Source organism: Ferranicluibacter rubi (assembly GCF_011603255.1).
Classification (GTDB): domain Bacteria; phylum Pseudomonadota; class Alphaproteobacteria; order Rhizobiales; family Rhizobiaceae; genus Ferranicluibacter; species Ferranicluibacter rubi.
This window is the reverse complement of the sequence record NZ_JAANCM010000005.1, coordinates 50,419-77,223: the sequence shown is the minus strand read 5'-3', so window position 1 is coordinate 77,223 and position 26,805 is coordinate 50,419. Positions and strand designations below refer to the sequence as shown.

Here is a 26,805-nt window from a genome sequence, read left to right as displayed (position 1 = left end):
AGGCCCATCAATGACCATCGACTTTTCGCCCCTCGTTCCCCAGGCCGTGCTGATCGCTCTGTCGATCCTCGCTGCCATTCTGATCGCGTTGTCACTGTGGCGCGGCGTTCGCGGCGCCGTGCTCCGCGCGCTGGCACTGGCCGCGCTCTGCCTTGCGCTCGCCAACCCCGTCTTCTTTCAGGAAGAACGCGAACCGCTTTCCACCATCGTCGCCGTGGTGGTCGATCGCAGCCAGAGCCAGGATGTGGGTCAGGGCGCGGCCAACCGGCGCGCCATGACCGATCAGGCGCTCGCGACGCTGAAGGAGCGCCTTGCGCGCTTCCCGCAGATCGAGCCGCGTATCGTGGAAGCCGCCGACGATGCTGACACCGAAACGCCATCGACGCGCCTGTTCTCGGCTCTGTCGAACGCGCTCTCCGACGTGCCCCCGGCCCGCGTCGGCGGCGCCATCTTCATCACCGACGGGCAAATCCATGACGTGCCCGACATCAACCAGCCGCTCGGCTTCGATGCGCCGATCCATGGCCTCATCACGGGCCAGCCCGATGAATTCGACCGCCGTATCGAGGTCATCAGCGGCCCGCGCTTCGGCATCGTCGGCGAGGAGCAGGCCGTCACCTTCCGCGTCATCGACGACGGCCGCACGCCTGCCGGCACGGCCGAAGTCGCCGTCAGCCTCAACGGCCAGCAGATCGCCACGCAGCAGGCCGAACCGGGCACCGACATCCCGTTCCGCTTCACCGTGCCGCGCGGCGGCAACAATATTCTGGAGTTCGCCGTAGCGCCGCTGGCCGGCGAGGTGACCGAGGCGAATAATCGCGCCGTTCACGTTCTTGACGGCATCCGCGAGAACCTGCGCGTGCTCCTCGTCTCCGGCGAACCGCATTCCGGCGAGCGCGCCTGGCGCAATCTGCTGAAGTCCGACGCGTCCGTCGATCTGGTGCATTTCACCATTCTGCGCCCTCCGGAAAAGCAGGACGGCACCCCGATCAACGAGTTGTCGCTGATCGCCTTCCCCACCCGCGAGCTGTTCATCGAGAAGATCAACGAGTTCGACCTGATCATCTTCGACCGCTACCAGCATCGCGGCGTACTGCCGATCATCTATTACGACAACATCGCGCAATATGTCGAAAACGGCGGCGCGCTGCTGATTGCCGCGGGCCCGGAACACGCAGGTGCCGACTCGATCGCCACCACGCCTCTGTCCGCGGTCCTTCCTGCGAGCCCCACCGGCCAGATGAACGACAAGGCCTTCTTCCCGCGACTGACCGACGAGGGCCGGAAGCATCCGGTGACACGCGGGCTCGAGGGTGCCAATAGCGAGCCGCCGCATTGGGGCCGCTGGTTCCGCACCGTCGATGTCGATCCGCCGGAGGGACAGACGATCATGCAGGGCGCCGACAACAAGCCCCTGCTGGTGCTGAACCGCGTCGGCAAGGGCCGCGTCGCCATGTTGCTATCCGATCAAGGCTGGCTCTGGGCGCGCGGCTTCGAGGGCGGCGGCCCCAGTGTATCGCTCTATCGCCGCATGGCGCACTGGCTGATGCAGGAGCCCGCCTTGGAAGAGGAAGCCCTGACCGCACGCGCCAGCGGCCGGACGCTCGAGGTCACCCGCCAGACCATCGCCGGAGATCCCGGCCCCGCGCGCCTCACCCTGCCATCGGGCGGAACGCAGGACGTCACCCTGACCGAACGCGAGCCCGGGCTCTACCGCGCGGATGTGCGCACCGGCGAAACCGGCCTGTTCGAGGTGGCCAATGGCGACCTGACGACGCTCGTCCATGTCGGCAGCGTGGACGCGCCGGAGTTCAAGGCGACGGTCTCAACGGAGGATATGCTGGCGCCCTGGGCGGAGAAGACGAAGGGGCTCGTCCACCGCGTGGCCGATGCCTCCGGCACCATCGACCTACCCGCCATCCTGCCCGTTCGCGGTCCGGTTCGCGTCGCCGATGCCAATCGGATGTCGCTGCGCATGACCGATGAAACCGTGCTGAAGGGTGTCAACTCTCTCCCGCTCTTCGCCGGCTTCCTCGGCCTCGCCGCGCTGTTGCTGGTGCTCTCCAGCACTTGGTATCGTGAAGGCCGCTAGCTCTTGGGACTGGTGCCGTCGATGAAGGCGAGTACAGCGGCGGCATAGCCTGCCGGGTCCTGATAGATGGCTTTATGGCCGACATCCCTGAGCAGGAGGAACCGGGCACCGGGGATCGTGCGGGCGATATATTCGGAATGCGCACGGCTGACCGCTTCGTCATGATCCCCGAGAGCAATCAGGGTCGGCACGCGGATGCTCTTCAGGTCGGCTTCGGAATAATGAGGCTCGGTCTCCCAGAGCTTGGCGATGGCCTCCCGAAACGCAGGATAGTCGTCGGGCGTCGAGGAGAGGCGGCGATAGTCCGTCTCGTCACGATTGCCATCGGACTGGTGCAGCGAGAAGCGCGGTTGGGGAAGAAGCCCGTCCGGCGAGACGTTGGCCGCCTGCGCGAAGAGTTTCGTCAGCCGTTCCGGATGATGCAGGGCGATGTCGAGCCCGATGATGCCGCCATCGCTCCAGCCGACGAGCGCCGTCCGCTCGATCTTCAGCGTGTCCAAGAGCGCGATATAGTCCTCGGCCATGAGATGATAGGTGAAGGGCGCATCCGTGCGGGTGGAGTGGCCATGTCCCCGGCTGTCGGCAATGATGACCTCGTGGGTCTTCGCGAGGATCGGCACTTGGAAACCCCAGACGTCGGCGCTTCCCATACCGCCATGGATGAGCAGGATCGGCGACCCCTTCCCCTTGCCGTAGACCGCATAATACATGCGAATCCCGTTGACGGCCGCAAAGCCGCTTTCATCGGCGCGCGGCAGCGGCGGCGGCGGGTTGAAGCGGTACCACCGCTCGTCGCCCGCGACCCCGAGGTAGCCGAGCGCAAAGACGATGAACGCGAGCACGAGACCCTTGAGACCGGACATGAACGCGCACCCTGGCTTCGTCCGGCACGGGATCCGGACACGCCCCACACTACGCAGACGATATTGAGGAACGCTTACGCCGAGCCCGACAATTGGCGCGATCAGCCGCGCCAGCGGATTTCACCGGAAAGCCGCGCATGGATGTCGGCGCCGATCGGAACCACCAGAACCCGCGCCATATCGACCGGGCCGGGGAAGGCGAGCGCGCCGCGGGAGACGGGCTCGAAGCCGAGCGGCTGGTAATAGGCAGCATCGCCGACGAGGATCACGGCCTCCGAGCCCTTCCGCCGGGCGGCCTCCACGGCGATGCGCACCAGTTCCCGTCCGATTCCCCTGTTCTTGTGGGAAGGCCGCACAGCCAGGGGGCCCAGCAGATGCGCGGCGACAGGACCGGCCGAGACGGGCGTCATCCGCACGGAACCGATCGTCTCGCCATCGTCGGCGCAGATGAAGGACAGGGAGCGATCATGCGGCCCCTGCTCGCGGATGCGGGCAGCGGCGCGCGCAAACCGGCCGGGGCCGAAGGCTTCCTCATTGATCAGTTCGATAGCGGCGGCGTGGGAGGCATCTTCCGTCAGATAGACGAGGTCGTGCTTGTGCATGAACATAGGGAAACCCGATTGGCGAACGAAACATGGGGAACGGCAACGCGCGACCGCGCATGCCCGAAAGCATGGTCATCAGCGTCGTCGAGGGTTTCCTGCAAAATGCATGTTCACGTCTTTCAAGAAAAAGCTGGTGCGCCGATAGCAGAAAAAAAATGCATCACCAAGTGAAAACGCATCGTTCACCGCGACAGGCCTGTCCCAACATTGCCGGTCTCCTATCTTGTGTGGCATCGAAGACACTGGAAACGACAACGAGGAAACCGATCCATGGGCATGCTGGTCGAGGGCATCTGGCACGACGTCTGGTACGACACCGCAGCGACCAAGGGGCATTTCAAGCGCTCCGAATCGCAGTTCCGCAACTGGGTGACGGCAGATGGCCGTGCGGGTCCGACGGGCGAAGCCGGCTTCAAGGCCGAAGCCGGACGATACCACCTCTATGTCTCGCTTGCCTGTCCATGGGCCCATCGCACGCTGATCTTCCGGACACTGAAGGGTCTTCAGGACCTGATCTCGGTGTCCGTCGTCGATTACCTCATGCTGGCCAAGGGCTGGGAGTTCAAGGACGGTCCCGGCGATACGCAGGACCATCTCTTCGGCGCAAAGGCGCTGTCCGAAATCTACGTCCGTGCCGATCCGAAATATTCCGGCCGCGTCACCGTTCCCGTCCTGTGGGACAAGACGCAGAACAAGCTTGTCTCCAACGAATCCGCCGACATCATCCGCATGCTCAACGCAGCCTTCGACGGGCTGACCGGATCGACGCTCGACCTTTATCCAACTGACATGCGCAGCGAGATCGACGCGATCAACGCCCGCATCTACGACACCGTCAACAACGGCGTCTACAAGGCCGGCTTTGCGACCACGCAGGAGGCCTATGCGGAGAGCGTCACGGCGCTCTTCGAAACGCTCGACGATCTCGAAGAGCGGCTGTCGACCCGGCGCTATCTCCTCGGCGATCGCGTAACCGAAGCCGACTGGCGGCTGTTCACGACACTGGTGCGATTCGATCCGGTCTATGTCGGCCACTTCAAATGCAACATCCGCCGCATCGCCGACTATCCCAACCTGCAGGGCTACCTGAAGGATCTCTACCAGACCCCCGGTGTCGCCGGCACGGTGGATATGCACCACATCAAGCATCATTATTACGAGAGCCATAAGACCATCAACCCGACCGGCATCGTGCCGGAAGGTCCGCGTCTCGACCTCGACAGCCCGCACGGCAGGGGACACCTGGCAGCGGCCTGATCGCCTGTGCCGTTCAAGATTGTGGCAAAAGCGTGCCGCGGCGGTTAGCTTTTGCGAGGATATGCGCTAGGTAGAACCTATGTTCAAACTAGCGCATATCTCCGACATCCATCTCGGTCCCCTCCCCAGCCTGTCCCTTCGCGAACTCGCCTCGAAACGCATTACCGGTTTCATCAACTGGCATCGCAACCGGCGCAGCCATATGGTGGGAGATACGCTGAACACGCTGATGGATGCGATCGACCGGATCGACCCGGATCATCTCGCCATCACCGGCGATATGGTCAATCTCGCCTCTTCGCGAGAGATCGAAACGGTAACGGCCTGGCTTCAGGACGCTGGCGAGCCGAGCAACATCTCGGTCATTCCCGGCAATCACGACGCCTACGTGCCGGGCGCCTACGAGAAGACGACGAAGGCCTGGTATCCCTACATGCGCGGGGAAGACGCGCCGGCCGAGTGGGACGAGGACTTCCACTGCTATCCCTACATGCGCGTTCGCGGCAATGTCGCGATCATCGGCTGCTCGACGGCCCTCGCCACACCGCCCTTCGCCGCCAGCGGCTATTTCGGTCGCCGACAGGCGCGTGAGACGGTCAACCTGCTGCGCGCCGCCGGAGAGGCCGGCCTCTTCCGCGTCGTCATGATCCACCATCCGCCGATCCGCGGCGCGACGCCCACCCACAAGCGCATGATCGGTATCCGCCGCTTCGGTGCCACCATCTCGGCGGGCGGTGCGGAACTCGTGCTGCACGGCCACACCCATCTCAACACAGTGTACTCGCTGCGCGGCCAGAAAATGCCCGTCCCGGTCGTCGGCATAGCCTCGGCATCGCAAGGTCTGGGCGGATCCAAGCCGCCCGCAGGCTTCAACCTCTTTTCGATTTCGGGAAGTCCGGGCAACTGGAAACTCCTTCGGGAGCGCTTCGAGCTGAACGAGATCGGCCAGGGCGTGCATCTGGCGGAAACCACGCGTTTTCTCGCCTGAGCGCGCAAAAACGGAACTGACCACCGCGCCACCACATCGTGATCGGCAAAAAACCGTGATAGAACCATGGCTCGGCTTGCGAAGCAGCAGCCGATGGTTTCATATCTGTTCGGTTCGACAGACGGGAGCCGATGGCTCGGTGCCGACCATGAAGCGCCGACAGTCAAGAGCCCGGACTAAACCTCCGCAGGTGAAAGCGATGCGCCCAGCTCAGGAAACGATCGACATCAGCCGCGATCTCGTCAGTCTGCTGCCAAGGTTGAGGCGCTTTGCGCTGACCCTGACGCGCGACGGACTGCAGGCCGATGATCTTGTGGAGACGGTGTGCGAGCGCGCGACAGGGCGCCAGCCGGTCTGGAACGGGCATGGTCGGCTGGAAGATGCGCTCTACACGCTGGCGCGCACCCTGCGCGACGAGACCACGGGCCGCAAGCGCATCCCCGCTAATCTGCAGGACGGCCAGAGCTCGTCGGAAAATACGGCCACTGCCGGCGCCGTGCAGCAGATGATCATTTCGATGCCCGAAGGGCTTGCCAGCGCCTTCCTTCTGGTTGCCGTCGAGCATAGAACCTATCGCGACGCCGGCCGGATCCTGGACCTGGCGCCGGATGTCATCGCGACCAAGCTGGCGACCGCCCGGGCGCGGCTGGCATCGATGGCGTCCGACATGACGCAAAGAAGGGCCTGACCTTGCAGAACACGAAGAGTCCCTCCATCGAGGCGCGCCTATCGGCCTATCTCGATGGCGAAGTGGACGAGAACGAGCGCCGGGAGATCGACCAGCTTCTGGCCAGGGATGCCGAGGCCCGTCGCCTGCTCGAGCACCTGAAACAGGGCAGCGCATTCGGCGCCTCTGGCTTCGAGGCTTTCCTGCACGATCCCGTGCCCTTGTCGCTCGCCCGCCGCATCCGTCAGGGTACCGACATCAATCCCAAACACGAACGCGTGGTCGGCGCACCGCGGAAACAACGGCGCAAACTCTGGCGCGGCGCGCTGGCGGCTTCTTGCGGCATGCTGCTCATCGGCGGCTCCACCGGCTATCTCATCGGCCGCACCATCGACGACAACACGCCGCCGACGCCGGTCGTCAAGGCCCGCACATGGCTCGACGACGTCACGGATGCGCACCGCGTCTATTCACGCCAGCCGCGCCATCTGGTCGAGGTCACCGCCGAAAACGACGAGGAGATCCGCAACTGGCTGACCGCCAGCACCGGCGTGTCCTTCGCCATTCCGGATCTCTCGGCGAACAAGCTCACCTTCCAGGGCGCCCGCCTGCTGGTGGCCGCCGGCAAGCCGACGGCACAACTGCTTTTCAAGGATGAGGACGGCGAGGTCTACGCCATCTGTTTCCAGCGCTCACCAACCACGGACGATAGTGGCCGGATGATAGAAAGCATGCGAGACGACCTCGCGCTCATCTCCTGGAACGAGCCGGGCGCCACCTATGTCGTCGTAGGTCCCTCCGCTACCGCGAACTTCAAGGACCTCGCCGACGCGATCGCGGACGTGATGTAGCCTGAAAACCAAAAATCCCCGGACGTTTCCATCCGGGGATCATATTCTCACAGGTTCAAAAGGCAGACGATCAGGCCACCTGCTCCTCGATCACCCGGTTGGCAGCCGACACGATGGCTTCGAGCGACGCGGTGACGATGTTGGTGTTAATGCCGGCCCCGAAGAGCTTGCCGCCATTGTGCTGCACCTCGACATAGGCAATAGCCGCCGCGTTCGAGCCCTGCTGCAGCGAATGCTCGGAATAGTCGGCAACCGAGATATCGACGCCGAGATAGAGCGACAGCGCATTGATGAAGCCATCGATCGGGCCCGTGCCGCGCCCCTCGATCATCTTCGTCTCGCCGCGATCGGTGATCTCGGCCTGCACGATGCGCGCACCGCGATGCTCGCCGAGCGGCAGCGTCGTATGATCGACATAACGGATGCGTGCGCCCGGCTGCTCGATATAGCGCTCCAGGAACCGCGCATGGATCGCTTTGGAGGGCAGTTCCTTGCCCTGCTCGTCGGTGATCCGCTGGATGTCCTCGCGGAACTCCACCTGCAGTGCACGCGGCAGGTTGATGCCGTAATCCTCCTGCAGGATATAGGCGATGCCACCCTTGCCCGACTGCGAGTTGATCCGGATGATCGCCTCGTAGGACCGCCCGACGTCGCGCGGATCAATCGGCAGGTAGGGAACCTCCCATTGCGGCTTGTTGGCGGTCTTGATCGCCTTCATGCCCTTGTTGATCGCGTCCTGATGCGAGCCGGAGAAGGCCGTATAGACCAGTTCGCCGACATAAGGGTGCCGCTCGGTGATCGCCATCTGGTTGGAATATTCGTAGACGTCCTTGATCCGCTCGATATCGGAGCAATCGATCTGCGGATCCACGCCCTGCGTGAACATGTTCAGCGCCAGCGTCACGATATCCACATTGCCGGTCCGCTCGCCATTGCCGAACAGCGTGCCCTCGACACGGTCGGCACCGGCCATCAGGCCGAGCTCCGCCGCGGCAATGCCGGTGCCACGGTCGTTATGCGGGTGCAGCGAAATGATGATGTTTTCGCGATTGTCGAGATTGCGGCACATCCACTCGATCTGGTCGGCATAGATGTTCGGCGTCGACATCTCGACCGTCGACGGCAGGTTCAGGATCAGCTTGTTCTCGGCTGTCGGCTTGATGATCTCGGCCACGGCATTGCAGATCTCCAGCGAGACCTCCAGCTCCGTTCCGGTAAAGCTCTCCGGCGAATATTCAAACCGGAAGTCACCACCGGCCTTCGCCGCCATGTCCGCGATCATCTTCGCGGCATCCGTGGCGATCTGCTTGATGCCGTGAACGTCCTTGGCAAACACCACCCGGCGCTGCAACTCGCTCGTCGAATTGTAGAAATGCACGATCGGCTTGGTGGCACCCTGCAGCGCCTCGAACGTCCGCGTGATCAGCTCCGGCCGGCACTGCACCAGCACCTGCAAGGACAGGTCAGCGGGAATATTGCCCTCTTCGATGCACCAGCGGGCGAAATCGAAGTCCGTCTGCGAAGCCGAGGGGAAACCGATCTCGATTTCCTTGAAGCCCATATCGACCAGCAGCTGGAACATCCGCGCCTTGCGGTCATGCCCCATGGGATCGACGAGCGACTGGTTGCCATCGCGCAAATCGACGGAACACCAGATAGGCGGGCTGGAAATCGTCTTCGACGGCCATGTGCGATCGGTGATCGGCACCTGCGGATAGGGCTGATATTTGACGGCGGCCGCGGGCATGCCCTGTTTGACGGTATGGGACTTCAGGATCATTTCGGTTCTCTTCGACTTCACAGCGTCCGGCATCGGGTCGATACGGGGCATGGATCGCTGTCACGGTGAAACGTCGCGCGGGATGCCATAACCGATCGGAGGCCGGTTGACGATGGCAATTGCTTGGCCAAGTGCTGGAAAAGGCTGCGGAGACGTCGGATTTTAGCGGAGGCTAAGGAGCTGTGCCGGTAGGCTTGTCGGCCACCGGGCGCTCCTTAAAGAACCCGGCAACCGCGCGTAAGGCCGAGAAGAAGAAGCGAGGTGAAGGCGCGCGAGCGATCGCGAACGACGGTGCGTCCACGGGAAAACTGCTCGATGATCTTGGCGCTGTTCTTCGACATACCGTGCTCTATAGCCGGAGCCAAAAGAAAGGGCAAGGGCGGCTGAAGAAAAAGGCAGTTGCGCGTGTGGAATGCATCTTTTGACGCAAGAACCACACGTGCTTGTCCGATCGGATGCCGCTGGCGGAGAAATTGCAAATTCCGATTTTGCGGCTACAATAGCCACATGACCACGATCCCGATCCGAGACGCCAAGAATCGTCTGACAGAACTCGCCCGCCGCGTCGAAGACGGCGAGCGCTTCACCGTGACCCGCAACGGCAAGCCGGTGATGGAGCTGGTTCCGGCGAAAAAACAAGGCGGGATCGATTGGGAGGGGCTGGACGCCTATAAGCGCGAAAACGGTATTACCGATATCGTCACCTACGTGGCCGCGGATTTCGATGATCCGCTGCCAGAGGACTTCCTCATTACGCCGTTGCCGCCGCTGGTAAGCGATCGGTGAGACATCTGCTGGACACGCAGATCTTCATTTCCATTCTGCGTCAACAGACGTCTGCTCTGCCTGACGACATCAGGCAATGTCTCGATGGCCACGCGAATTACATCAGCACTGCGACTTTGTGGGAGATGGCGATCAAATTCCGGCTCGGGAAGCTGGAGTTCGGAGACAGCTTGGAGAACCTGCCGAAGAGCATCGCCGGAGCCGGAATGACCATCCTTCCCATCAACGAACATCACGCCCTCCACACCATCTCGCCGGAGCCATCGACTCGCGATCCGTTCGACAGGCTCCTCCTCGCCCAGTGTGCCATCGAGAACATGCGGCTCGTCACCATCGACCGGGCTCTGGCCGATCACCCCCTCTCGGCAACCGCCGCCCCATAACGAAAAACCCCGCCGGCAAGCGGCGGGGTCCAGAATTTCGTCCGAGGCAGAATGGCTCAGATGTCGGAAACGTTCGTGACGATCCGCGAGACCAGACCGTAGGTCTTGGCCTCTTCGGCGGAGAGCCAGTAGTCGCGGTCCGTGTCCTTGGCGATCTTTTCGATCGGCTGGCCGGTGGCTGCCGAAAAGATCCGGTTCAGGCGCTCGTTCATCTTGATGATCTCGCGTGCCTGGATCTCGATGTCGGATGCCATGCCGCGCGTGCCGCCCGAGGGTTGGTGCAGCAGGAAGCGCGTGTTGGGCAGGCAAAGACGCTGCTCCTTCGGCACCGAAACATAGATCAGCGCACCAGCGGAGGCGACCCAGCCCGTGCCGATGATCCAGACCTTCGGCTTCACGAACTTGATCATGTCGTGAATGCTGTCGCCGGATTCGACATGGCCGCCCGGCGAGTTGACGAAGATGCGGATATCTTCATCGCTGGCAGACGACAGGGCCACGAGCTGCGAGCAGACCTTCTGCGCCAGTTCCTGGTTGATCGGGCCGTAGATGAAAATAGAGCGCGACTTGAAAAGGTTCGCCTCAGTTTCCTTGCCCAAGGGCAGTTCCGTCTTCTTGTCGTCCTCGTCTTCGTTCATCCGCTGTCTCCCGCGAAATTTCATGTGTCTACCCGCTCAGATAAGGTGACTCGACCGCGATGACAATGCAACAAACACAAGACCCGGGGCAACACGCCCCAAGCCCGGCGAAAGCCCGACCGTTCGCGATGGTTAAGAGCCGCCTTTGAACCCCGTCTGCGGCATTTGCCGTATGGACACCGCGCGAAGGCGGATTAGGATGTGCACGGCAACGATAACGGCGGCGAGCCTCCCAAGCAGATCCCATACGCCGCCATGAACTGAGGGGACCATCATGACACGTCGCTTTCTCGCCGCCGCTGCCGCGGCTTTCGCCCTTTCGGCCGCTCCGGCCTTCGCCCATCTCGACCCGGCCGAACACGGCTCGATGATGGCAGGCATCACCCATCCGCTGTCGGGGCTCGACCACGTGCTGGTCATGGTCGCCGTCGGCCTCTGGGCGGCACAGATGGGCGGCCGCGCCATTCTCGCCGTGCCCACGGCCTTCGTGGTGACGATGGCGCTCGGCTTCGCGCTGGCGCTCTCCGGCCTGCACCTGCCCTTTGTCGAGCCCGCCATCCTCGCCTCCATCGTCGCTCTGGGCCTGCTGGTGGCCATGGCCGTGCGCATGCCTGTCGCCGCCGGTGCGGGTGTTGTCGGCATCTTCGCGCTGTTCCACGGCTATGCCCATGGCGGCGAACTGGGTGCGGCAACCGCCCTGCCCTTCGGCCTCGGCTTCGCGATCTCCACGGCGGCCCTGCATGCAGCGGGTATCGGCCTCGGCCTCATGATCGGCCGCATGGGCAATGCGAGCCTCGTCTCCCGCTTTCTCGGTGCCGCAACGGCCGTGACGGGTGCGGCACTCTTCGTCGCCGGCTGACCGGACGATTCGCTTCCGGGCGACCCGAAAATTCTTTTGCACCCTGCCCAAATCCGGCCCTGAAAAGCCGGATTTTCTTTGTGTAGTCGATGACATGGCAACCCTGCCAGCGTGGACCGGGCGGTACATCGCCGCGAGACCGGTCCATGAAGAACCGACAAGCGGCAGCGTCATTCTGGAATGATCACGCCCTTGGGAGACGTCCATGTCACCGGAAGAACAATCCCTTCTCAGCGGCCTTTTCGAACGGGTCCGTACAGCATCCTCGACACCCCGCGATCGCGAGGCGGAAACCCTGATCGATCAGGCCGTCCACAGCCAGCCATCCGCGCCGTATTACCTCGCCCAGGCCGTCATCGTTCAGGAAAAGGGTCTGGAGGCCGCAGCACAGCGAATCGAAGCCCTCGAGACGCAGCTTCGCCGCAGCGAGGAACGCATTCACGCGCTGGAGACCGAACGCGACAGCGAACCGCGCGAAAGCCATTCGGGCGGCTTTCTCGGCTCGCTCTTCGGATCGTCGGAAAAGCCGCAACCGAGGCCCGATGCCCCTCAGGGCGGACAGGCCTACCCTGCCGACCGTTCCGCTGCCGGCGGCCCCTGGGGCAGCGCGCCGCGCCCGGCCTATCCGGCACCCCAACAGCCCTATCCGCCGCAGCAACAGCCCGCGAGCGGACCATGGGATCGTCAGCCGCAGCAGACGTCGTCAGGCGGCGGCTTCCTGCGTGGCGCCATGGGCACGGCGGCAGGCGTTGCCGGCGGCATGCTGCTCGCCAACTCGCTCAGTGGCATCTTCGGCAGTCACATGTCGTCGCTCGGCCTCTGCAGCGCAACGCAAACCGCGGCGCCGATCGAGGAAACCACGATCAACAACTATTATGGCGACGATGCCGCGACCCAGGCGTCGGATACGGCACCGGCGGATACGACGCCGGATACGCCTGCCGGCAATGATGGCTGGCAGCAGGCCGATCTCGACACATCGTCCAACGATGATTTCGATACGGACTTCGGCTCCGACGACACGACGGACGTGTAGGCCGCCCCGCGCTTTAGGCGATCAGCCCCGACCGCGATAGGGCTGGACACCCTGGTCGGGCAACCACACGCCTTCGGGCGGGTTGCCCGTCTGCCAGAACACATCGATCGGAATGCCGCCGCGCGGATACCAGTAGGCACCGATCCGCAGCCATTTCGGCGACAGCAGATCGACGAGACGCTTGGCGATATCGAGGGTGCAATCCTCGTGAAAAGCACCGTGATTGCGGAAGGAATGCAGGAAGAGCTTCAAAGACTTCGATTCGACCAGCCAGCCATCCGGCACGTAGTCGATGACGATATGCGCAAAGTCCGGCTGCCCCGTCATCGGGCAGAGCGACGTGAACTCGGGCGCCGTGAAGCGCACCACGAAATCGGTGCCTGCATGGTTGCTCGGAACGCGTTCCAGCACCGCTTCGTCGGGATGGGTTGGACTGGCGACGGCCTGCCCCAGCATGGACAACCCGGAAACGTCGGTCTTGCTCATGTGTCTGCTCCTTCTTGGTCTCGTGGTGCGTCGGCTGAACCCAGCTCGGAGTGGCTCGGCGTCACCTTTACGCGGATGCCGTGGGCTTTTTCGCTCTCCGGCTCGATGTGAATGGCGATCTTGGCGGCGCCGTTGACGGCGCGGATGGCGTCTTCGATGCGGTCGCAAATATCGTGCGCGGCCCCCACCGTCATATCCGCTGGCACCACCATGTGGAAATCGACGAAGATGACGGAGGCCGCCTGCCGGGTCTTCAGGTCGTGCACGCCGAGCGAGCCCGCTGCATTGCCCGCAATCGCCGCGCGGATCTCCGCATCTTCCGCGGTCTCCACCGCCCGGTCCATCAAGCCGCTGATCGAGCCGGCGATGACCTTCCAGCCCTGAAACAGGATGTTGCCTGCGACGATGACGGCGAGAAGCGGATCGAGGATGGTGTAGCCCGTGACGATCGCCAGCAGCAGGCCGACCAGCACGCCGCCGGAGGTGACCACATCCGACATGATGTGGTGCCCGTCGGCCGACAGCGCCGGCGACCGGAATACCTTTCCGGCGCGCAGCAGAATGGTCGCCCAGATCGCGTTGACGACACCGGCCGCAAAGTTGATCGCAAAACCGATGGCCGGCGCCTCGATCGGCTGCGGCGAAAGAACCGCCGGCACCGCCTCGTAGACGATCACGAGAGCCGCGACGACAATCAGCACGCCCTCGATGACGGCCGAGAAATATTCGGCCTTGTGATGGCCGAACGGGTGGTCGTCGTCGGCAGGCTTTGCGGCATAGCCGATCACGACGAAAGCGACGACGGCGGCGACGACATTGACGATCGATTCCAGGCCATCGGACAGCAGCGCCACGGACCCCGTAAACCACCACGCCGCCATTTTCATGGCCAGCACGAGAAGCGACAGGGGGATGGTCCAGAAGGCGAGCCGCTGGGCGCGGTTGATGGTGCTTGTCGTCGTCATGGAACGTACCTCTGGCCGGCAACTGTGCCAGCCTCTCATGCCGTTGACGCCCGACGCCGCGATGGTGACGACGGCGCGACGTATTTTAATGCGGAATTATCTGGAATGCCTGATCTGCACGGTCGCCGGCCATCCCGTCGAATGGAGCGGTCGCGGCCTCGATGTCTCTGCTCGAAACGCTTTTGCCCGCACCCTTTCGCGGAAAAGGCACGGGCACGCAAGACCCCAAAACAGGCCGAGCCGGGTTATATCCAGCTTATCAGGCGGCTTTCACCTTGGCGCGCTTGGCCAGATGCGCCACCACATTCTCGATCATGCGCATGCCGGCATCGCCGCCCAGTGTCATGATCGATTCAGGGTGGAACTGCACCGCCGCGATGGGCTCCTTGGTATGCTCGATCCCCATGATGGTGCCGTCATCGCTCTCGGCCGTAATCATGAAATCACGCGGCAAGGTCGAGGGATCGGCAAAGATCGAGTGATAGCGCCCGACGGTCACTTCCTTGCCAAGACCGGAAAAGACGATGCCCGGTTCCAGCACGCGGATGCGCGACGGCTTGCCGTGCATCGGCACGGCCAGCTGGCGCAGATCGCCACCATAGGCCTCCGCCAAAGCCTGCAGCCCGAGGCAGACGCCGAAGATCGGCAGGTCGTGGGCCCGCGCCTTCTTGATGGTCGCCTTGCAATCGAAATCCCTAGGCGAACCGGGACCGGGTGAAAGAACGACGAGATCTGGCTTCACGCTGTCGAAAATGCTGTCGGCGACCGGCGAGCGAACCGTGGTGACCGTCGCGCCCGTCTGGCGGAAATAGTTGGCCAGCGTGTGAACGAAACTGTCCTCGTGATCGACCAGCAGGATCTTGACCCCTGTGCCGACAGGCGCGACGTCGCGGCCCTTGCCATGGCTGTTGGCGGATTTCGCGTCACGAATGGCTGCAATCATCGCGGATGCCTTCAGTTCGGTTTCGGCTTCTTCCTCGTGCGGATCGCTGTCGTTGAGCAGCGTCGCACCGGCCCGCACCTCGGCAATGCCATCCTTGATGCGGATGGTGCGCAGCGTCAGCCCGGTGTTCATGTCGCCGTTGAACCCGACCATGCCGATCGCCCCGCCATACCAGGCGCGCGGGCTCTTCTCATGGCTTTCGATGAAGCGCATGGCCCACAGCTTCGGCGCACCGGTGACCGTCACGGCCCAAGCGTGGCTGAGGAAGCCGTCAAAGGCGTCCATATCGTCTCGCAGGCGCCCTTCGATGTGATCTACCGTATGGATCAGCCGCGAATACATCTCGATCTGGCGCCGGCCGATGACCTTGACCGAACCGGGCACGCAGACGCGGCTCTTGTCGTTGCGATCGACGTCCGAGCACATGGTCAGCTCGGATTCGTCCTTCTTGGAGTTCAGGAGCTTCAGGATCTGTTCGCTGTCGGCAATCGGATCATCGCCGCGCTTGATCGTCCCGGAGATCGGGCAGGTCTCGATCCGACGGCCGGACACACGCACGAACATCTCCGGCGAGGCTCCGACCAGATATTCCTGATGCCCGAGATTGATGAAGAAGGAATAAGGCGACGGGTTGATCGCCTTCAGACGGTTGGAAATCTCCGACGGCTTGCTGTCGCAGCGCTCGTAGAATTTCTGGCCGGGAACGACCTCGAACAGATCGCCGCGACGGAAGCTTTCCTTGGCCTTGGTCACCAGCTCGGCATACTCGCCGGGGCGATGGTCGCCTTTCGGTGGAATGCTGTCGACGACGCGGAAGGCTTCAGACTCGACGTCACCCGCCTTGCCGAAGGTCGAGAGATCGCCGAGCGCGAAATCATAGCGGTCGATCCAGGCCTTGGCGGCGTAGTGATCGACCACGAGGATCTCGTCGGGCAGGAACAGCACCATATCGCGCTGATCGTCCGGGCGCTTCAGCTTGAGCTCGATGGCATCGAACTGGAAGGCAAGGTCGTAGCCGAAAGCACCGTAAAGGCCGAGGCTCGCATCTTCGGCCGAGAAGAACAGCCCCGTGACGGCCCGCAGCACCGTGAAGACAGTCGGCGTCTTCGAGCGCTCTTCCTCGGTGAAGACATGGTCCGGCATGTCGATCGTCAGGTCCAGCCGCCGGGCTGTCAGGGTTCCCAAGGTGATGTCCTTGACGCCCTTCAGGTGCCCGGCGATCACAGCCAGCAACACCTCGCCGCGCGCGTTATAGGCTTCGATCCAGAGCGAACGGCCGAAGGAGGAGATGCCGAGCGGCGGATCGACGATAGCCGTGTCCCAGCGGGTATAGCGGCCGGGATATTCGTAGTTGGACGAGAACACCGCGCCGCGCCGCTCGTCGAGCTGGTCGACATAGCTGGAAATCGCATCGGCATAGGACGCCTCGCGCCGGCGGCGCGTGACGGTGATCCCGCCCTGCGTCACGTAGGATTCGGCACCGTCTTCAAGCTTCGTCGTCGACATTCGTTCGCTCCGTTCTGGCTCGGGAAACGAGCACGGCCAGAATGCAAAAAAGCCGCCTCGAAACTCCGGGCGGCTTATCGTAAAAATCCATCACGCAGGACTGATCGAGGCCGCTTTAGCGAGCCCACCACCAGACAGAAAGGATGCGTGCGTTGATCATGAAAAACTGTTAGCGCGGAGAGCGCCGTCTGGCAAGCGGCAAGCGCTGCAAAAGCAGGCTTCGCGATGATGACACCGTGGCGAAAGCGCGACACCTCACGGCAAACCGCTCGCCCCGCCCCTCGCCATCGGCCATGACGCACCTAATTCAGCATGACCGGCCAAAGTGCCGCCAGAAATTGGATGGGTCCCTATGCGCCGACGTCTTCCGCTGCTTTTCCCCCTGATGGTCCTCCCGGCCGTTTTCATCCTGGCAGGCGCAGGCCTGCCGGAGGCCGGTCCGGTTCCGGATGCCAAGCCCGCAACCGTCGAAACGCAGACGGGGCCTGTGACGGAGAAGGCAAAGGAGCTTGAGGCAACCAGCACCGACGGACAGCCCGTCGAACCGGCGGCTGCGGAAGATGTTCCAAAGCCCGAGACGAAGCCTGTGCCTCCGGCGACGGACGCGACCCCGGAAGAGCCCGAAGCCGGCAAGCCGGAGAGTGGGACGAAAAAACCGGCCGAGCCCGATGCGGCCAAGCAGGACACGAAGTCCGACGCGCCGGCATCCGGCGAAGCCGCACCCGCCGACAAACCGGCCGAGCCGAAGCCCACGACGCCCGCCGCCGAACTCGTCATCACACCGGAAGAACCCGCGGCCTATGCGCAGTGCCTGACGGATCTGAAGGCGCTCGGCGCGACCTTCTCGGAAAAGCCGCGCATCGACGACGGCCAGGGTTGCGGTATCGACAAGCCGATTTCCGTGTCCGAGATCCTGCCGGGCATCAAGCTTGCGCCGGACGCGACGCTGCGCTGCGAAGCCGCGCTGGAACTCGCGCGCTGGACGAAGGAGGCCGTACTGCCAGCAGCCCGGGTCGCCATGTCGGAGGATGGCGCACTGAAGAGCATCAACCAGGCCTCAAGCTATATCTGCCGTCTGCGCAACAACGCATCAACGGGCAAGATCTCCGAGCACGCCCGCGGCAACGCCATCGACATCGCCTCCTTCACCTTCAGGAACGGCGAGACGATCGCGATCCAGCCGCGCGACGAGGACGGCACGCTCTCCGGCGCCTTCCAGCGTGCGGTAACCGCCACCGGATGCCTTTACTTCGAAACGGTGCTGGACCCCGGCAGCGACGAGGCCCACGAAAATCACCTGCATTTCGACGTGCTGCAACGGCGCGGCAACTACCGGTATTGCCGCTGATTTCCGAGCTTAACGAGCCAGAATGTCGCGCATCTCCACGAGGTTGGAACGAACTCGCAGGATATAGAAGCCCATGGTCGCGAGGTGCGTCGGCATGATCCAGCCGTCCTCGCGGCCGTTGGAAATGATGGCCGGCTGGATGCGCAGCGCCGAGCGCAGCTGCTTCAGGCTTTCCGCCCAGATCGGCGCCAGTCCACGCTGGGTGATGACGCCGTCGAAATCGGCGCCGGCTGCTGCCATCACGCCGTAATAGCCGTAGAGCTGCCCGTACGCGAACCAGAACCGGTCGTCGGCCCGGGTATCGAACCAGCCGCCATTATGGTCCTCGGAACGCTCGCGGATCATCGCCGACGTGTTGCCGATATCGTTGGAGATGCGGTCGATGAACTCGATCAGATTGTCCGAACGCCCGTCGAACGTCGCCTCGCATTTCACGAGGCTCTCGTTGAAGGCCTGTAGATCGCGCTTGGCGGAACGATAGAAGCTCGGCGTCGGCGTCTTCGGGCCGAACGGGTCGAGCCCGAAATACCACGCGCCCTCATCGAACTGCATGTTGCTGCGGGCCTTCTGCAAATTCTCGTTGATGCCGGACGTGCCGCGCACCCGGCCGAGCGAATCCACCAGTTCCACCGTCGTGCGCCGTACCGCTTGGTTCACGCCACGCTGGAAAGACGCCTTGTTGTCGAGGAACGGCGTGTGGTCCCAGTCGATACCAAAGAAGCCGGCCTTGTAGAGCAGCATGGAGGAGATCCAGGCATTCTCATCGACATTGAAGTCGATGAGATCGGAGGCGACATCGACGATCGCCGAGCGCTCGCAGGTCGCCGTCGCAGGCGCTGCGGCACCCGGCGCAAACTTCACCGGCAGGCCGGCATCCGTCTTGCGTGCCGCGAAATTGTAACGGTTGACGTAGTCGGGATCGAAGTTCGTCCAGGCCTGCGTGGTATAGAGAAAATAGCCATAGAGACCGACGAACAGGATGACGACGGCGGCCACCGGCCCCTTGATGATCCAGCCGCCGCTTGCCCGAAACCAGCCGGCAAACTTGACGAAGGGAAACAGCAGCCAGGAGATGGCAACGCCCAGCCCCCGGCCGATGGCTGAAAAAAGGCGCTGGAAGAACGCGACGACCGGTTCGAACATGGAGGCGTGTTCCTTGTGGGATGGGGCTGGTGACACAGGACTTGGGACATGATGCTTGCTGCCCAGCCTGACATAGGCATAGCCGCCACCCGCCACAACCGGCTTCATCCCGCCTCGCGCTTTATTGCACAGACGTGCTCTTCAGATAGGCGATCACGTCGGCGATATCCTTGTCGGTTTTCAGGCCGGCAAAGCTCATGCGCGTACCGGGAACCATGGCGCGCGGCGCCAGCAGATAGGCCGAAAGCCTCGCCTCGTCCCACACCTTGCCGTCGCTGGCGAACGCCGTCATCGCATCCGAATAGCCATAGCTCGCGACATGCGCGACGGGCCGGCCGACGACGCCTTGCAGGCTCGGGCCGACGCGGTTCTCCGGCCCTGTCGCCGTGTGGCAGGCGCCGCATTTGCGAAACACCCGTTCGCCCGCTCCTGCATCTCCAGTTGGGGCATCTCCGGCGCGCGCCGCACCTGTGGCTGCAATGAAGGAGATCAGAAGACAGAGACCGATGCGCATGTCGCGCTCCCTTAGATAAGGTGGAAACACAGCTTATGCCTCATGCATCCGGTCGTCCCAGTGCCGGCGGCAGTAGGACACATATTTCTCGTTGCCGCCGATCTCGACCTGCGCGCCCTCATGCATCACACGCCCCTGCCCGTCGAGGCGCACCACCATGGTCGCCTTGCGGCCGCAATGGCAGATGGTCCGCACCTCGCGCAGTTCGTCCGCGATCGCCAGAAGCGCCGCCGATCCGGGAAACAGCTGTCCACGGAAATCGGTGCGCAGACCATAGGCCATGACCGGAACGCCGAGCCGGTCGGCCACCCGGGCAAGCTGCCACACCTGCACCTCGCTCAGAAACTGCGCCTCGTCCACGAACACGCAAGCGGCATCCGTCTGCGAGATCGCATCCTTGACCAGCGCATAGAGGTCGTCCGTCACGCGGAACGCGATCGCGTCCGACGACAGGCCGATGCGCGAGGAAACGCGCCCCTCGCCCGCACGGTCGTCGAAGGCAGCGATCAGCACCACCGTGCGCATGCCGCGCTCTTCGTAATTGTAGGAGGATTGCAGCAGCAGGGTCGATTTGCCGGCGTTCATCGTGGCGTAGTGAAAATAGAGCTTGGCCATGCCGACGATCCTTTCGGGTTTTCAAGCGCACCGCGGGATGGAGCTGAGCATGGCGCCCCGGCCGGCGGCTTCATGCCTGACCAAACGCCATTTGGCCAGAGCCGTGTTCGGACGGTCGGCTTCGGTCATTCTCGCGCTTGCACCTATGCCTCGGTAAATCGATGCCCTATGTTCACGATCGTGAACGCTCGACCGTCCTCGCGCCGGTCCGACATCGCACTCCGGATCGACGGTCCACTAAATTCGATCGTGATCATGGAATGCGCCATTGCGACACCTGCTGTCGCATTACGGGCCGTGTGAGTTCGCAAGCGCAATACACTGACCTGACCGTCGGATCTGGACATGCCGAGGATCCGATACTCTTTCTGACGTCATAACAGGGGAACAAAAAACCAATGACCAGAAGTTTCGCCCGCCTGCTCACGCTGTCCGCCGCCGTTTCTTTGAGCGCGCTGAGCGCCGGAACCGCCTTCGCCGCCGACCCGGCAAGCTGTGCCACCGTCCGCTTCTCCGATGTCGGCTGGACGGACATCACGGCCACGACCGCAACGGTTGCGGCTGTTGTCGAAGGCCTCGGCTACACGCCCGACATCAAGGTGCTCTCGGTTCCCGTCACCTACCAGTCGCTGAAGAACAAGGACATCGACGTCTTCCTCGGCAACTGGATGCCGGCCCAGGAAAAGGACGTGAAGCCCTATCTCGACGACAAAACGGTCGAATCGCTCGGCGCGAACCTCGAAGGCGCGAAATACACGCTCGCCACCAATGCCAAGGGTGCCGCTCTCGGCATCAAGGACTTCTCCGACATCGGGAAGCACAAGGACGAACTGGGCGGTAAGATCTACGGCATCGAGCCGGGAAATGACGGCAATCGCCTCGTCATGACGCTGATCGAGAAGAACGAGATGGGCATGGGCGGTCTCGAGATCGTCGAAAGCTCCGAACAGGGCATGCTGTCGCAGGTCGCACGCGCCCAGAAGGACGACAAGCCGGTCGTCTGGCTCGGCTGGGCCCCGCACCCGATGAACTCGACCTTCGAGATGACCTACCTCACGGGCGGCGACTCCACCTTCGGCCCGAACTTCGGCGGTGCGACCGTCTACACCAACACGCGCGCCGGCTACGTCTCGGAATGCCCGAATATCGGCAAGCTGATCTCCAACGTGAAGTTCACCCTCGATATGGAAAACCATATCATGGGCAAGATCCTGAACGACAGCGAGGAACCCGAGACGGCAGCAAAGGAATGGCTGAAGGCCAACCCGACCGCCATCGAACCCTGGCTTGCCGGCGTCACGACGCTGGACGGCAAGGATGGCCTGCCGGCCGTCAAGGCGGCGCTCGGCCTCTGATCCAGACATGAAGGCGGGGGAAACCCCGCCTTTTCCGCACTGGCATCCGGGCTTATCCAAGCCCTATTTTCCTCAGATCCGTCTTTCTTCGGTCCGACCTTTGCGATCTGCGCCTGCGCGGTCCATGATGTCACAGCGATCGATGTCGTATCATCCGTCACTCTTTCAGGAGAGGATCCCGCATGGATTTTCTGACAGGACACCGCGTTCCTATCGGCCAGGGCGCGAAGGCCTTCGTCGACTGGTTGACGACCAATTTCAGCCTGTTCTTCGACCAGCTCTCCAGCTTCCTGTCGGGCGTCGTCACCGCCATTCTCTTCGTTCTGCAGTACCCCCATCCCCTCGTCGTCGTCGGTCTCGTCACCGTGCTGGCCTGGTTGCTGCGCCGGTCCATCGGCGTCACGCTCTTCACCGGCCTCGGCCTGCTCCTCATCATCAACCAGGGTTACTGGAAGGAAACGACGGAAACGCTGGCCCTCGTGCTGGCGGCAAGCGTCGTCTCCATGGCCATCGGCATTCCCTTGGGCATCGCCGCCGCGCGGCGCGCCTGGGTCTACGCCTTCATGCGCCCCGTGCTCGACCTGATGCAGACCATCCCGACCTTCGTCTATCTCATTCCCGCGCTGATCCTCTTCGGCCTCGGCATGGTCCCCGGCCTGATCGCCACTGTGATCTTCGCGATTCCCGCACCCATCCGCTTGACCCGGCTCGGTATCATCTCGACGCCACCCTCGCTGACAGAGGCGGCCGTGTCCTTCGGCGCCACGCCGTCGCAGGTGCTGCGCAAGATCGAGCTGCCCTTCGCCACGCCGCAGATCATGGCAGGCCTCACCCAGACGATCATGCTGTCGCTGTCCATGGTGGTCATCTCGGCCCTCGTCGGCGCCAACGGGCTCGGCGTTCCCGTGCTGCGGGCGCTGAACACCGTCAACGTCGCCAAGGGCTTCGAAGCCGGTCTCTGTATCGTCATTCTGGCGATCATTCTCGATCGCCTCTTCCGCTCCTCGGATGAAGGAGAAGGCGCATGAGCGATGCCGTGATCTTCGAAAACGTCGATATCGTCTTCGGCGAACGCCCCGAACGGGCCTTGCAGATGGTCGATACCGGCAAGACCCGCGACGAGATCGGCGAAGCCACAGGTCTCGTCCTCGGCGTGGCCGGTGCATCGCTCACCGTGCGCGAAGGCGAAATCCTCGTGCTGATGGGGCTGTCGGGCTCCGGCAAATCGACGCTGCTGCGAGCCGTAAACGGCCTCGCGCCCGTCGTGCGCGGCAATGTCAGCGTGAAGACGGGCACCGGCACGATCGACCCTTACCGCGCGACATCCAAGGCCTTGCGCGACTTCCGCATGCACACCGTCTCCATGGTGTTCCAGCAGTTCGCGCTCCTGCCCTGGCGCACGGTCGAGGACAATGTCGGCTTCGGCCTGGAACTGGCCGGCGTGCCCGATGCCGAGCGCCGGCGGCGCGTTGGCGAACAGCTGGAACTAGTGAACCTCACGCAGTGGGCCGGCCGCAAGGTGCAGGAGCTCTCCGGCGGCATGCAGCAGCGCGTCGGCCTTGCCCGAGCCTTTGCCACCGGCGCGCCGATCCTCCTGATGGACGAGCCCTTTTCCGCGCTCGACCCGCTCATCCGCACGCGCCTGCAGGACGAGCTTCTCGAATTCCAGCGCCGCTTGAAGAAGACCATCCTCTTCGTCAGTCACGATCTGGACGAAGCCTTCCGCATCGGCAACCGCATCGCCATCATGGAAGGCGGACGCATCATCCAGTGCGGCACGCCGCAGGAAATCGTCAAGAACCCGGCCAACCAGTATGTCGCCGATTTCGTCCAGCACATGAACCCGATCACCATGCTGACCGCAACCGATGTCATGCAGCGCGGCCTGGCACAGCGCCCCGCACCCGGCGGCGTCAGCGCCACGGCGGCGCCCGACACGCCGCTGATCGACATTCTCGATGCCATGACCCGCCAGCCGGGCGCGATCGGCGTTGTCGAAAACGGCGCCGTCATCGGAACCATCGACGCCCAAGACGTGATCGAGGGCCTGACGCGGCATCGAACCCGCCCCTGAGGCCCCCAAGCACGTATCGAGCACGCGTCCAGCCAAAGCGGCTTCACAAGACAGCTTCGCTCCGTAGGCTCCACAGCCGAATCGTTCGCGGACTCGTACCGCGAACGACGAAGCATCAGGGAGCCCCGAGATGACAGACAAACCACACGTGTTGCGCGAAACGGACGATGCGGCGCGAAAGCTCGCCCGCCTCGTCCTGCGTGAACAACGCAGCGCGGCCATCGCCGTCCTCGAACCGGCCAGCGATGGCTTCCCCTTCGTCAGCCGCGTGCTCCTCGGCTTCGACATCGACGGCACGCCGGTCATCTTGGCCTCGCGGCTGGCAACCCATACGCAGGCGCTGCTCGCCGATGCCAGGTGCTCGCTGCTTGCCGGACGCACGGGCAAGGGTGATCCGCTCGCGCATCCGAGAATCACCGTGCAGTGCGAGGTGGAACCCGTGACGCAGACGGACCCGCGCCACCCGCGCTTGCGGTCGCGCTTCCTGCGGCGTCATCCCAAGACGCAGCTTTATATCGATTTCCCCGATTTCCTGTTTTTCCGGCTCGCACCTCTCCGCGCAAGCTTCAATGCGGGCTTCGGCCGGGCTTACGCGTTGGGAGGAAATGACCTTTTGATCGCGTCGCCTGCGCTGGAAGAAATCGCAACAGCAGAACGCGTTCTTCTTGACGAACTCGAAAGCAACGCAGATGCTGTCACATATAGGATTGTGGACGATCCCGAGCCGGTTACTCCAGGCTGGCAAGTGACCGGCATTGATGCCGAAGGAATCGATCTTGCGTTCGGAGACGCATTCCGTCGGGTGGTCTTTCCCCGGCAGGTTGAAAACACCGCAGATCTCCGTGCAATGTTCGTCAAACTTTACCGTTAACTCCCCGGAAGTACCCCTAAATCTCGCATAGGCCTGTTGTTCCCTTTATGCGTCATGCCTAATTGTCTCATTCTAGCCGCACCAAATGGGTGGGGCCAAGACGTCGCATGGAGTATGGCATGGAAACAATTCCTCCCCACCAGCATGAAAAAGCCGAGGTCGCTGCGGATTTTCTTTCGGCTATGGCCAACCCGAAGCGGCTGCTGATCCTGAACGAACTGGTCAAGGGCGAAATGGCTGTCGGAGCGCTTGCTGCTCAGGTCGGCCTTAGTCAGTCTGCGCTTTCGCAACACCTGTCGAAGCTTCGGGCCCAGAGCCTGGTGACGACACGCCGCGACGCCCAGACGATCTACTACTCGTCTTCGTCCGAGTCCGTTTTGAAGGTCCTCTCGATGCTGTCCGAAATCTACGGCGCAGCAGACGCGAAGGAAGAAGCACAGCCGCGTCGCCGCTCTGCGTAACATTGCGTGAAAGCCGCTGGTATCGGCGAAAGTCGAGATGTACGGCGGCGCGAAGCGGGCAGATATCAACGCATGACCCTCAACCCGATCTTTGCCGGGACGGGCAAATTCTGCGTGACGAAAGCCAGGAATCAGGGAGGTTCCTGGCTTTTTTCTTTTCACAACCATCTTCAATGTTATTCGTCACTTACCTAAATCATTCTCGTGATGCTTGCCCCCGGGAGGACAACGCATGCGGCATATCTTGACGCCCTCAGTCCCGCTGATAGTTTGACCATCGGATAAAATTCGCCGAACAGCTCAAACGCCAAATGGCCGTCTTGGCCATGGAGACCGTCATGTCGAACCGCCTGAACGCCACTCCCAACGACCTGCGCGCCTTCTGGATGCCCTTCACGTCGAACCGGCAGTTCAAGAAGGAACCGCGCATGTTCGTCTCGGCGAAGGACATGCACTACAAGACGCATGACGGGCGCACCGTTCTCGACGGCACGGCCGGACTGTGGTGCGTCAATGCCGGGCACTGCCGCCCGCTGATCACCGAGGCCATCTGCCAACAGGCGGGCGAGCTTGATTACGCCCCTGCCTTCCAGCTCGGCCACCCCAAGGCGTTCGAGCTTGCCAACCGCCTCGTGGACATTGCGCCCGAGGGCTTCAACCATGTGCTCTACACGAACTCCGGCTCGGAATCAGTCGATACCGCTCTCAAGGTCGCGCTGGCCTACCACCGGGTGAAGGGCGACGGCGCCCGTTCGCGCCTGATCGGCCGCGAGCGCGGCTATCACGGCGTTAATTTCGGCGGCATCTCCGTCGGCGGTATCGTCTCGAACCGCAAGATGTTCGGCACGCTGCTGAGCGGCGTCGATCACATGCCGCACACGCATATGCCGGACAAGAACGCCTTCACCAAGGGCGAGCCCGAGCATGGCGGCGATATCGCCACGGAACTCGAACGCATCGTCACCCTGCACGATGCCTCGACCATTGCCGCCGTCATCGTGGAGCCCGTGGCGGGGTCGACCGGCGTGCTCATTCCGCCGAAGGGCTACCTGCAGAAGCTGCGCGAGATCTGCACCAAGCACGGCATCCTGCTGATCTTCGACGAAGTCATCACCGGCTACGGTCGTCTCGGCACGCCCTTCGCGGCACAGTATTTCGACGTCATGCCGGACATGATCGTGACGGCGAAGGGCCTAACGAACGGCGTCGTCCCCATGGGCGCGGTTTTCGTGACGTCCGAGATCCATGACGCGTTCATGCAGGGGCCGGAGCACATGATCGAGTTCTTCCATGGCTACACCTATTCCGGCAACCCGATCGCCTCGGCCGCCGCTATCGCCACGCTCGACACCTACCGTGACGAAGGCCTTCTGACCCGCGCAGCCACGCTCGCACCCTATTGGGAAAATGCCCTGCACTCGCTCCGCGACTGCCCGCATGTCATCGACATCCGCAATATCGGCCTCATCGGCGCCATCGAACTCGCGCCGATTGCCGGCGAGCCGACGAAGCGCGCCTTCTCGGCCTTCCTCAAAGCCTATGAGAATGGCCTGTTGATCCGCACAACCGGCGACACGATTGCCTTGTCCCCGCCGCTGATCATAACCGAAGCCCAGATCGACGAGCTCGTTGCCGGCATCCGGCAGGTGCTCGAAAGCGGCATCTGAGCGACCTTCATCATCATCCCGTAGCAGAGAGCTGCTGCGGGACGCTGGAGGC

27 protein-coding genes are annotated in these 26,805 nt (G+C 63.0%); 16 read left to right on the top strand and 11 right to left on the bottom strand.

Annotated features, from left to right (window positions below):
- The first annotated feature begins 10 nt into the window (after positions 1 to 10).
- Complete coding sequence (locus tag G8E10_RS11600; RefSeq protein ID WP_167129036.1) at positions 11 to 2,092, top strand: hypothetical protein; 2,082 nt, start codon at positions 11 to 13, stop codon at positions 2,090 to 2,092.
- On the opposite strand, the gene G8E10_RS11595 is transcribed toward G8E10_RS11600, so the two are convergent.
- Both G8E10_RS11595 and G8E10_RS11590 read right to left on the bottom strand, forming a co-directional pair.
- Complete coding sequence (locus G8E10_RS11595; protein ID WP_167129034.1) at positions 2,089 to 2,955, bottom strand: alpha/beta fold hydrolase; 867 nt, start codon at positions 2,953 to 2,955, stop codon at positions 2,089 to 2,091. The genes G8E10_RS11600 and G8E10_RS11595 overlap by 4 nt on opposite strands.
- A 101-nt stretch (positions 2,956 to 3,056) precedes the next feature.
- A complete protein-coding gene (locus G8E10_RS11590; RefSeq protein ID WP_110728586.1) occupies positions 3,057 to 3,557 on the bottom strand; it encodes a GNAT family N-acetyltransferase in 501 nt (166 codons plus the stop codon).
- 273 nt (positions 3,558 to 3,830) lie between these two features.
- On the opposite strand from G8E10_RS11590, the gene G8E10_RS11585 reads away from it, so the two are divergent.
- From G8E10_RS11585 to G8E10_RS11570, 4 genes are all read left to right on the top strand, one after another.
- The gene (locus G8E10_RS11585) at positions 3,831 to 4,817 is read left to right on the top strand and encodes a glutathione S-transferase family protein (protein WP_167129032.1); all 987 of its coding nucleotides are present in this window, start codon (positions 3,831 to 3,833) and stop codon (positions 4,815 to 4,817) included.
- Between the two features lie 79 nt (positions 4,818 to 4,896).
- A complete protein-coding gene (locus G8E10_RS11580) occupies positions 4,897 to 5,805 on the top strand; it encodes a metallophosphoesterase family protein (RefSeq protein ID WP_167129030.1) in 909 nt (302 codons plus the stop codon).
- Between the two features lie 199 nt (positions 5,806 to 6,004).
- Positions 6,005 to 6,493, top strand: coding sequence for an RNA polymerase sigma factor (locus tag G8E10_RS11575; RefSeq protein WP_167129028.1), 489 nt, complete (start codon positions 6,005 to 6,007; stop codon positions 6,491 to 6,493).
- 2 nt (positions 6,494 to 6,495) lie between these two features.
- Positions 6,496 to 7,323: an anti-sigma factor family protein gene (locus G8E10_RS11570; RefSeq protein WP_167129026.1), complete on the top strand. Its 828-nt coding sequence runs from the start codon at positions 6,496 to 6,498 to the stop codon at positions 7,321 to 7,323.
- Between the two features lie 70 nt (positions 7,324 to 7,393).
- Here G8E10_RS11570 and leuA read toward each other — a convergent pair whose 3' ends face one another.
- Together leuA and G8E10_RS25935 are read right to left on the bottom strand one after the other, a co-directional pair.
- Positions 7,394 to 9,103 carry a 2-isopropylmalate synthase gene (leuA, locus tag G8E10_RS11565; RefSeq protein ID WP_132447665.1) on the bottom strand — a complete coding sequence of 570 codons (1,710 nt, stop codon included), beginning with the start codon at positions 9,101 to 9,103 and terminating at the stop codon, positions 7,394 to 7,396.
- Between the two features lie 215 nt (positions 9,104 to 9,318).
- Positions 9,319 to 9,444, bottom strand: a complete 126-nt coding sequence (locus tag G8E10_RS25935; RefSeq protein WP_274533663.1) for a hypothetical protein — start codon at positions 9,442 to 9,444, stop codon at positions 9,319 to 9,321.
- Positions 9,445 to 9,610: 166 nt separating this feature from the next.
- Here G8E10_RS25935 and G8E10_RS11560 point away from each other — a divergent pair, with 166 nt between their 5' ends.
- The gene (locus G8E10_RS11560) at positions 9,611 to 9,889 is read left to right on the top strand and encodes a type II toxin-antitoxin system Phd/YefM family antitoxin (RefSeq protein ID WP_110799352.1); all 279 of its coding nucleotides are present in this window, start codon (positions 9,611 to 9,613) and stop codon (positions 9,887 to 9,889) included.
- The gene (locus tag G8E10_RS11555; protein WP_110799353.1) at positions 9,886 to 10,272 is read left to right on the top strand and encodes a type II toxin-antitoxin system VapC family toxin; all 387 of its coding nucleotides are present in this window, start codon (positions 9,886 to 9,888) and stop codon (positions 10,270 to 10,272) included. The genes G8E10_RS11560 and G8E10_RS11555 overlap by 4 nt, the downstream gene beginning before the upstream one ends.
- Before the next feature lie 56 nt (positions 10,273 to 10,328).
- On the opposite strand, the gene G8E10_RS11550 is transcribed toward G8E10_RS11555, so the two are convergent.
- Complete coding sequence (locus G8E10_RS11550; RefSeq protein ID WP_110799354.1) at positions 10,329 to 10,910, bottom strand: ATP-dependent Clp protease proteolytic subunit; 582 nt, start codon at positions 10,908 to 10,910, stop codon at positions 10,329 to 10,331.
- A gap of 274 nt (positions 10,911 to 11,184) precedes the next feature.
- On the opposite strand from G8E10_RS11550, the gene G8E10_RS11545 reads away from it, so the two are divergent.
- Both G8E10_RS11545 and G8E10_RS11540 read left to right on the top strand, forming a co-directional pair.
- On the top strand, positions 11,185 to 11,769 hold the full coding sequence (locus tag G8E10_RS11545; RefSeq protein ID WP_167129009.1) for a HupE/UreJ family protein: 585 nt from the start codon (positions 11,185 to 11,187) through the stop codon (positions 11,767 to 11,769).
- Positions 11,770 to 11,974: 205 nt separating this feature from the next.
- On the top strand, positions 11,975 to 12,805 hold the full coding sequence (locus G8E10_RS11540) for a DUF2076 domain-containing protein (RefSeq protein ID WP_167129007.1): 831 nt from the start codon (positions 11,975 to 11,977) through the stop codon (positions 12,803 to 12,805).
- Positions 12,806 to 12,826: 21 nt separating this feature from the next.
- On the opposite strand, the gene queF is transcribed toward G8E10_RS11540, so the two are convergent.
- From queF to G8E10_RS11525, 3 genes are all read right to left on the bottom strand, one after another.
- On the bottom strand, positions 12,827 to 13,291 hold the full coding sequence (gene queF / locus G8E10_RS11535) for a preQ(1) synthase (RefSeq protein WP_167129005.1): 465 nt from the start codon (positions 13,289 to 13,291) through the stop codon (positions 12,827 to 12,829).
- Positions 13,288 to 14,256: a cation diffusion facilitator family transporter gene (locus G8E10_RS11530; RefSeq protein WP_167129003.1), complete on the bottom strand. Its 969-nt coding sequence runs from the start codon at positions 14,254 to 14,256 to the stop codon at positions 13,288 to 13,290. The genes queF and G8E10_RS11530 overlap by 4 nt, the downstream gene beginning before the upstream one ends.
- Before the next feature lie 259 nt (positions 14,257 to 14,515).
- Positions 14,516 to 16,705 (bottom strand): anthranilate synthase, encoded by a 2,190-nt coding sequence (locus G8E10_RS11525; RefSeq protein ID WP_167129001.1) that lies wholly within the window; start codon positions 16,703 to 16,705, stop codon positions 14,516 to 14,518.
- A 352-nt stretch (positions 16,706 to 17,057) separates the two neighbouring features.
- Between G8E10_RS11525 and G8E10_RS11520 the strand changes: the two genes are divergently transcribed.
- A complete protein-coding gene (locus G8E10_RS11520; protein ID WP_167128999.1) occupies positions 17,058 to 18,053 on the top strand; it encodes an extensin family protein in 996 nt (331 codons plus the stop codon).
- A gap of 9 nt (positions 18,054 to 18,062) precedes the next feature.
- Here G8E10_RS11520 and G8E10_RS11515 read toward each other — a convergent pair whose 3' ends face one another.
- The 3 genes from G8E10_RS11515 to G8E10_RS11505 form a co-directional block, all read right to left on the bottom strand.
- Positions 18,063 to 19,196 (bottom strand): DUF2333 family protein, encoded by a 1,134-nt coding sequence (locus G8E10_RS11515; RefSeq protein ID WP_167128997.1) that lies wholly within the window; start codon positions 19,194 to 19,196, stop codon positions 18,063 to 18,065.
- 121 nt (positions 19,197 to 19,317) lie between these two features.
- Positions 19,318 to 19,710 (bottom strand): c-type cytochrome, encoded by a 393-nt coding sequence (locus G8E10_RS11510; RefSeq protein ID WP_132447672.1) that lies wholly within the window; start codon positions 19,708 to 19,710, stop codon positions 19,318 to 19,320.
- Positions 19,711 to 19,743: 33 nt separating this feature from the next.
- Positions 19,744 to 20,325, bottom strand: coding sequence for a thymidine kinase (locus G8E10_RS11505; protein WP_110799363.1), 582 nt, complete (start codon positions 20,323 to 20,325; stop codon positions 19,744 to 19,746).
- A gap of 398 nt (positions 20,326 to 20,723) precedes the next feature.
- Here G8E10_RS11505 and G8E10_RS11500 point away from each other — a divergent pair, with 398 nt between their 5' ends.
- From G8E10_RS11500 to aptA, 6 genes are all read left to right on the top strand, one after another.
- On the top strand, positions 20,724 to 21,680 hold the full coding sequence (locus tag G8E10_RS11500; RefSeq protein WP_132447673.1) for a choline ABC transporter substrate-binding protein: 957 nt from the start codon (positions 20,724 to 20,726) through the stop codon (positions 21,678 to 21,680).
- A gap of 182 nt (positions 21,681 to 21,862) precedes the next feature.
- Positions 21,863 to 22,708: a choline ABC transporter permease subunit gene (gene choW, locus G8E10_RS11495; protein ID WP_167128995.1), complete on the top strand. Its 846-nt coding sequence runs from the start codon at positions 21,863 to 21,865 to the stop codon at positions 22,706 to 22,708.
- Positions 22,705 to 23,754 carry a choline ABC transporter ATP-binding protein gene (gene choV / locus G8E10_RS11490; RefSeq protein ID WP_132447675.1) on the top strand — a complete coding sequence of 350 codons (1,050 nt, stop codon included), beginning with the start codon at positions 22,705 to 22,707 and terminating at the stop codon, positions 23,752 to 23,754. Before choW ends, choV begins: the two co-directional genes overlap by 4 nt.
- Positions 23,755 to 23,884: 130 nt before the next feature.
- Entirely contained in the window at positions 23,885 to 24,625 is a 741-nt protein-coding gene (locus G8E10_RS11485; protein ID WP_167128993.1) for a HugZ family pyridoxamine 5'-phosphate oxidase, read from the top strand.
- 119 nt (positions 24,626 to 24,744) lie between these two features.
- On the top strand, positions 24,745 to 25,086 hold the full coding sequence (locus G8E10_RS11480) for an ArsR/SmtB family transcription factor (RefSeq protein ID WP_092934751.1): 342 nt from the start codon (positions 24,745 to 24,747) through the stop codon (positions 25,084 to 25,086).
- 338 nt (positions 25,087 to 25,424) lie between these two features.
- On the top strand, positions 25,425 to 26,753 hold the full coding sequence (gene aptA / locus G8E10_RS11475; RefSeq protein WP_167128991.1) for an omega-aminotransferase AptA: 1,329 nt from the start codon (positions 25,425 to 25,427) through the stop codon (positions 26,751 to 26,753).
- The last annotated feature ends 52 nt before the right edge of the window (positions 26,754 to 26,805 follow it).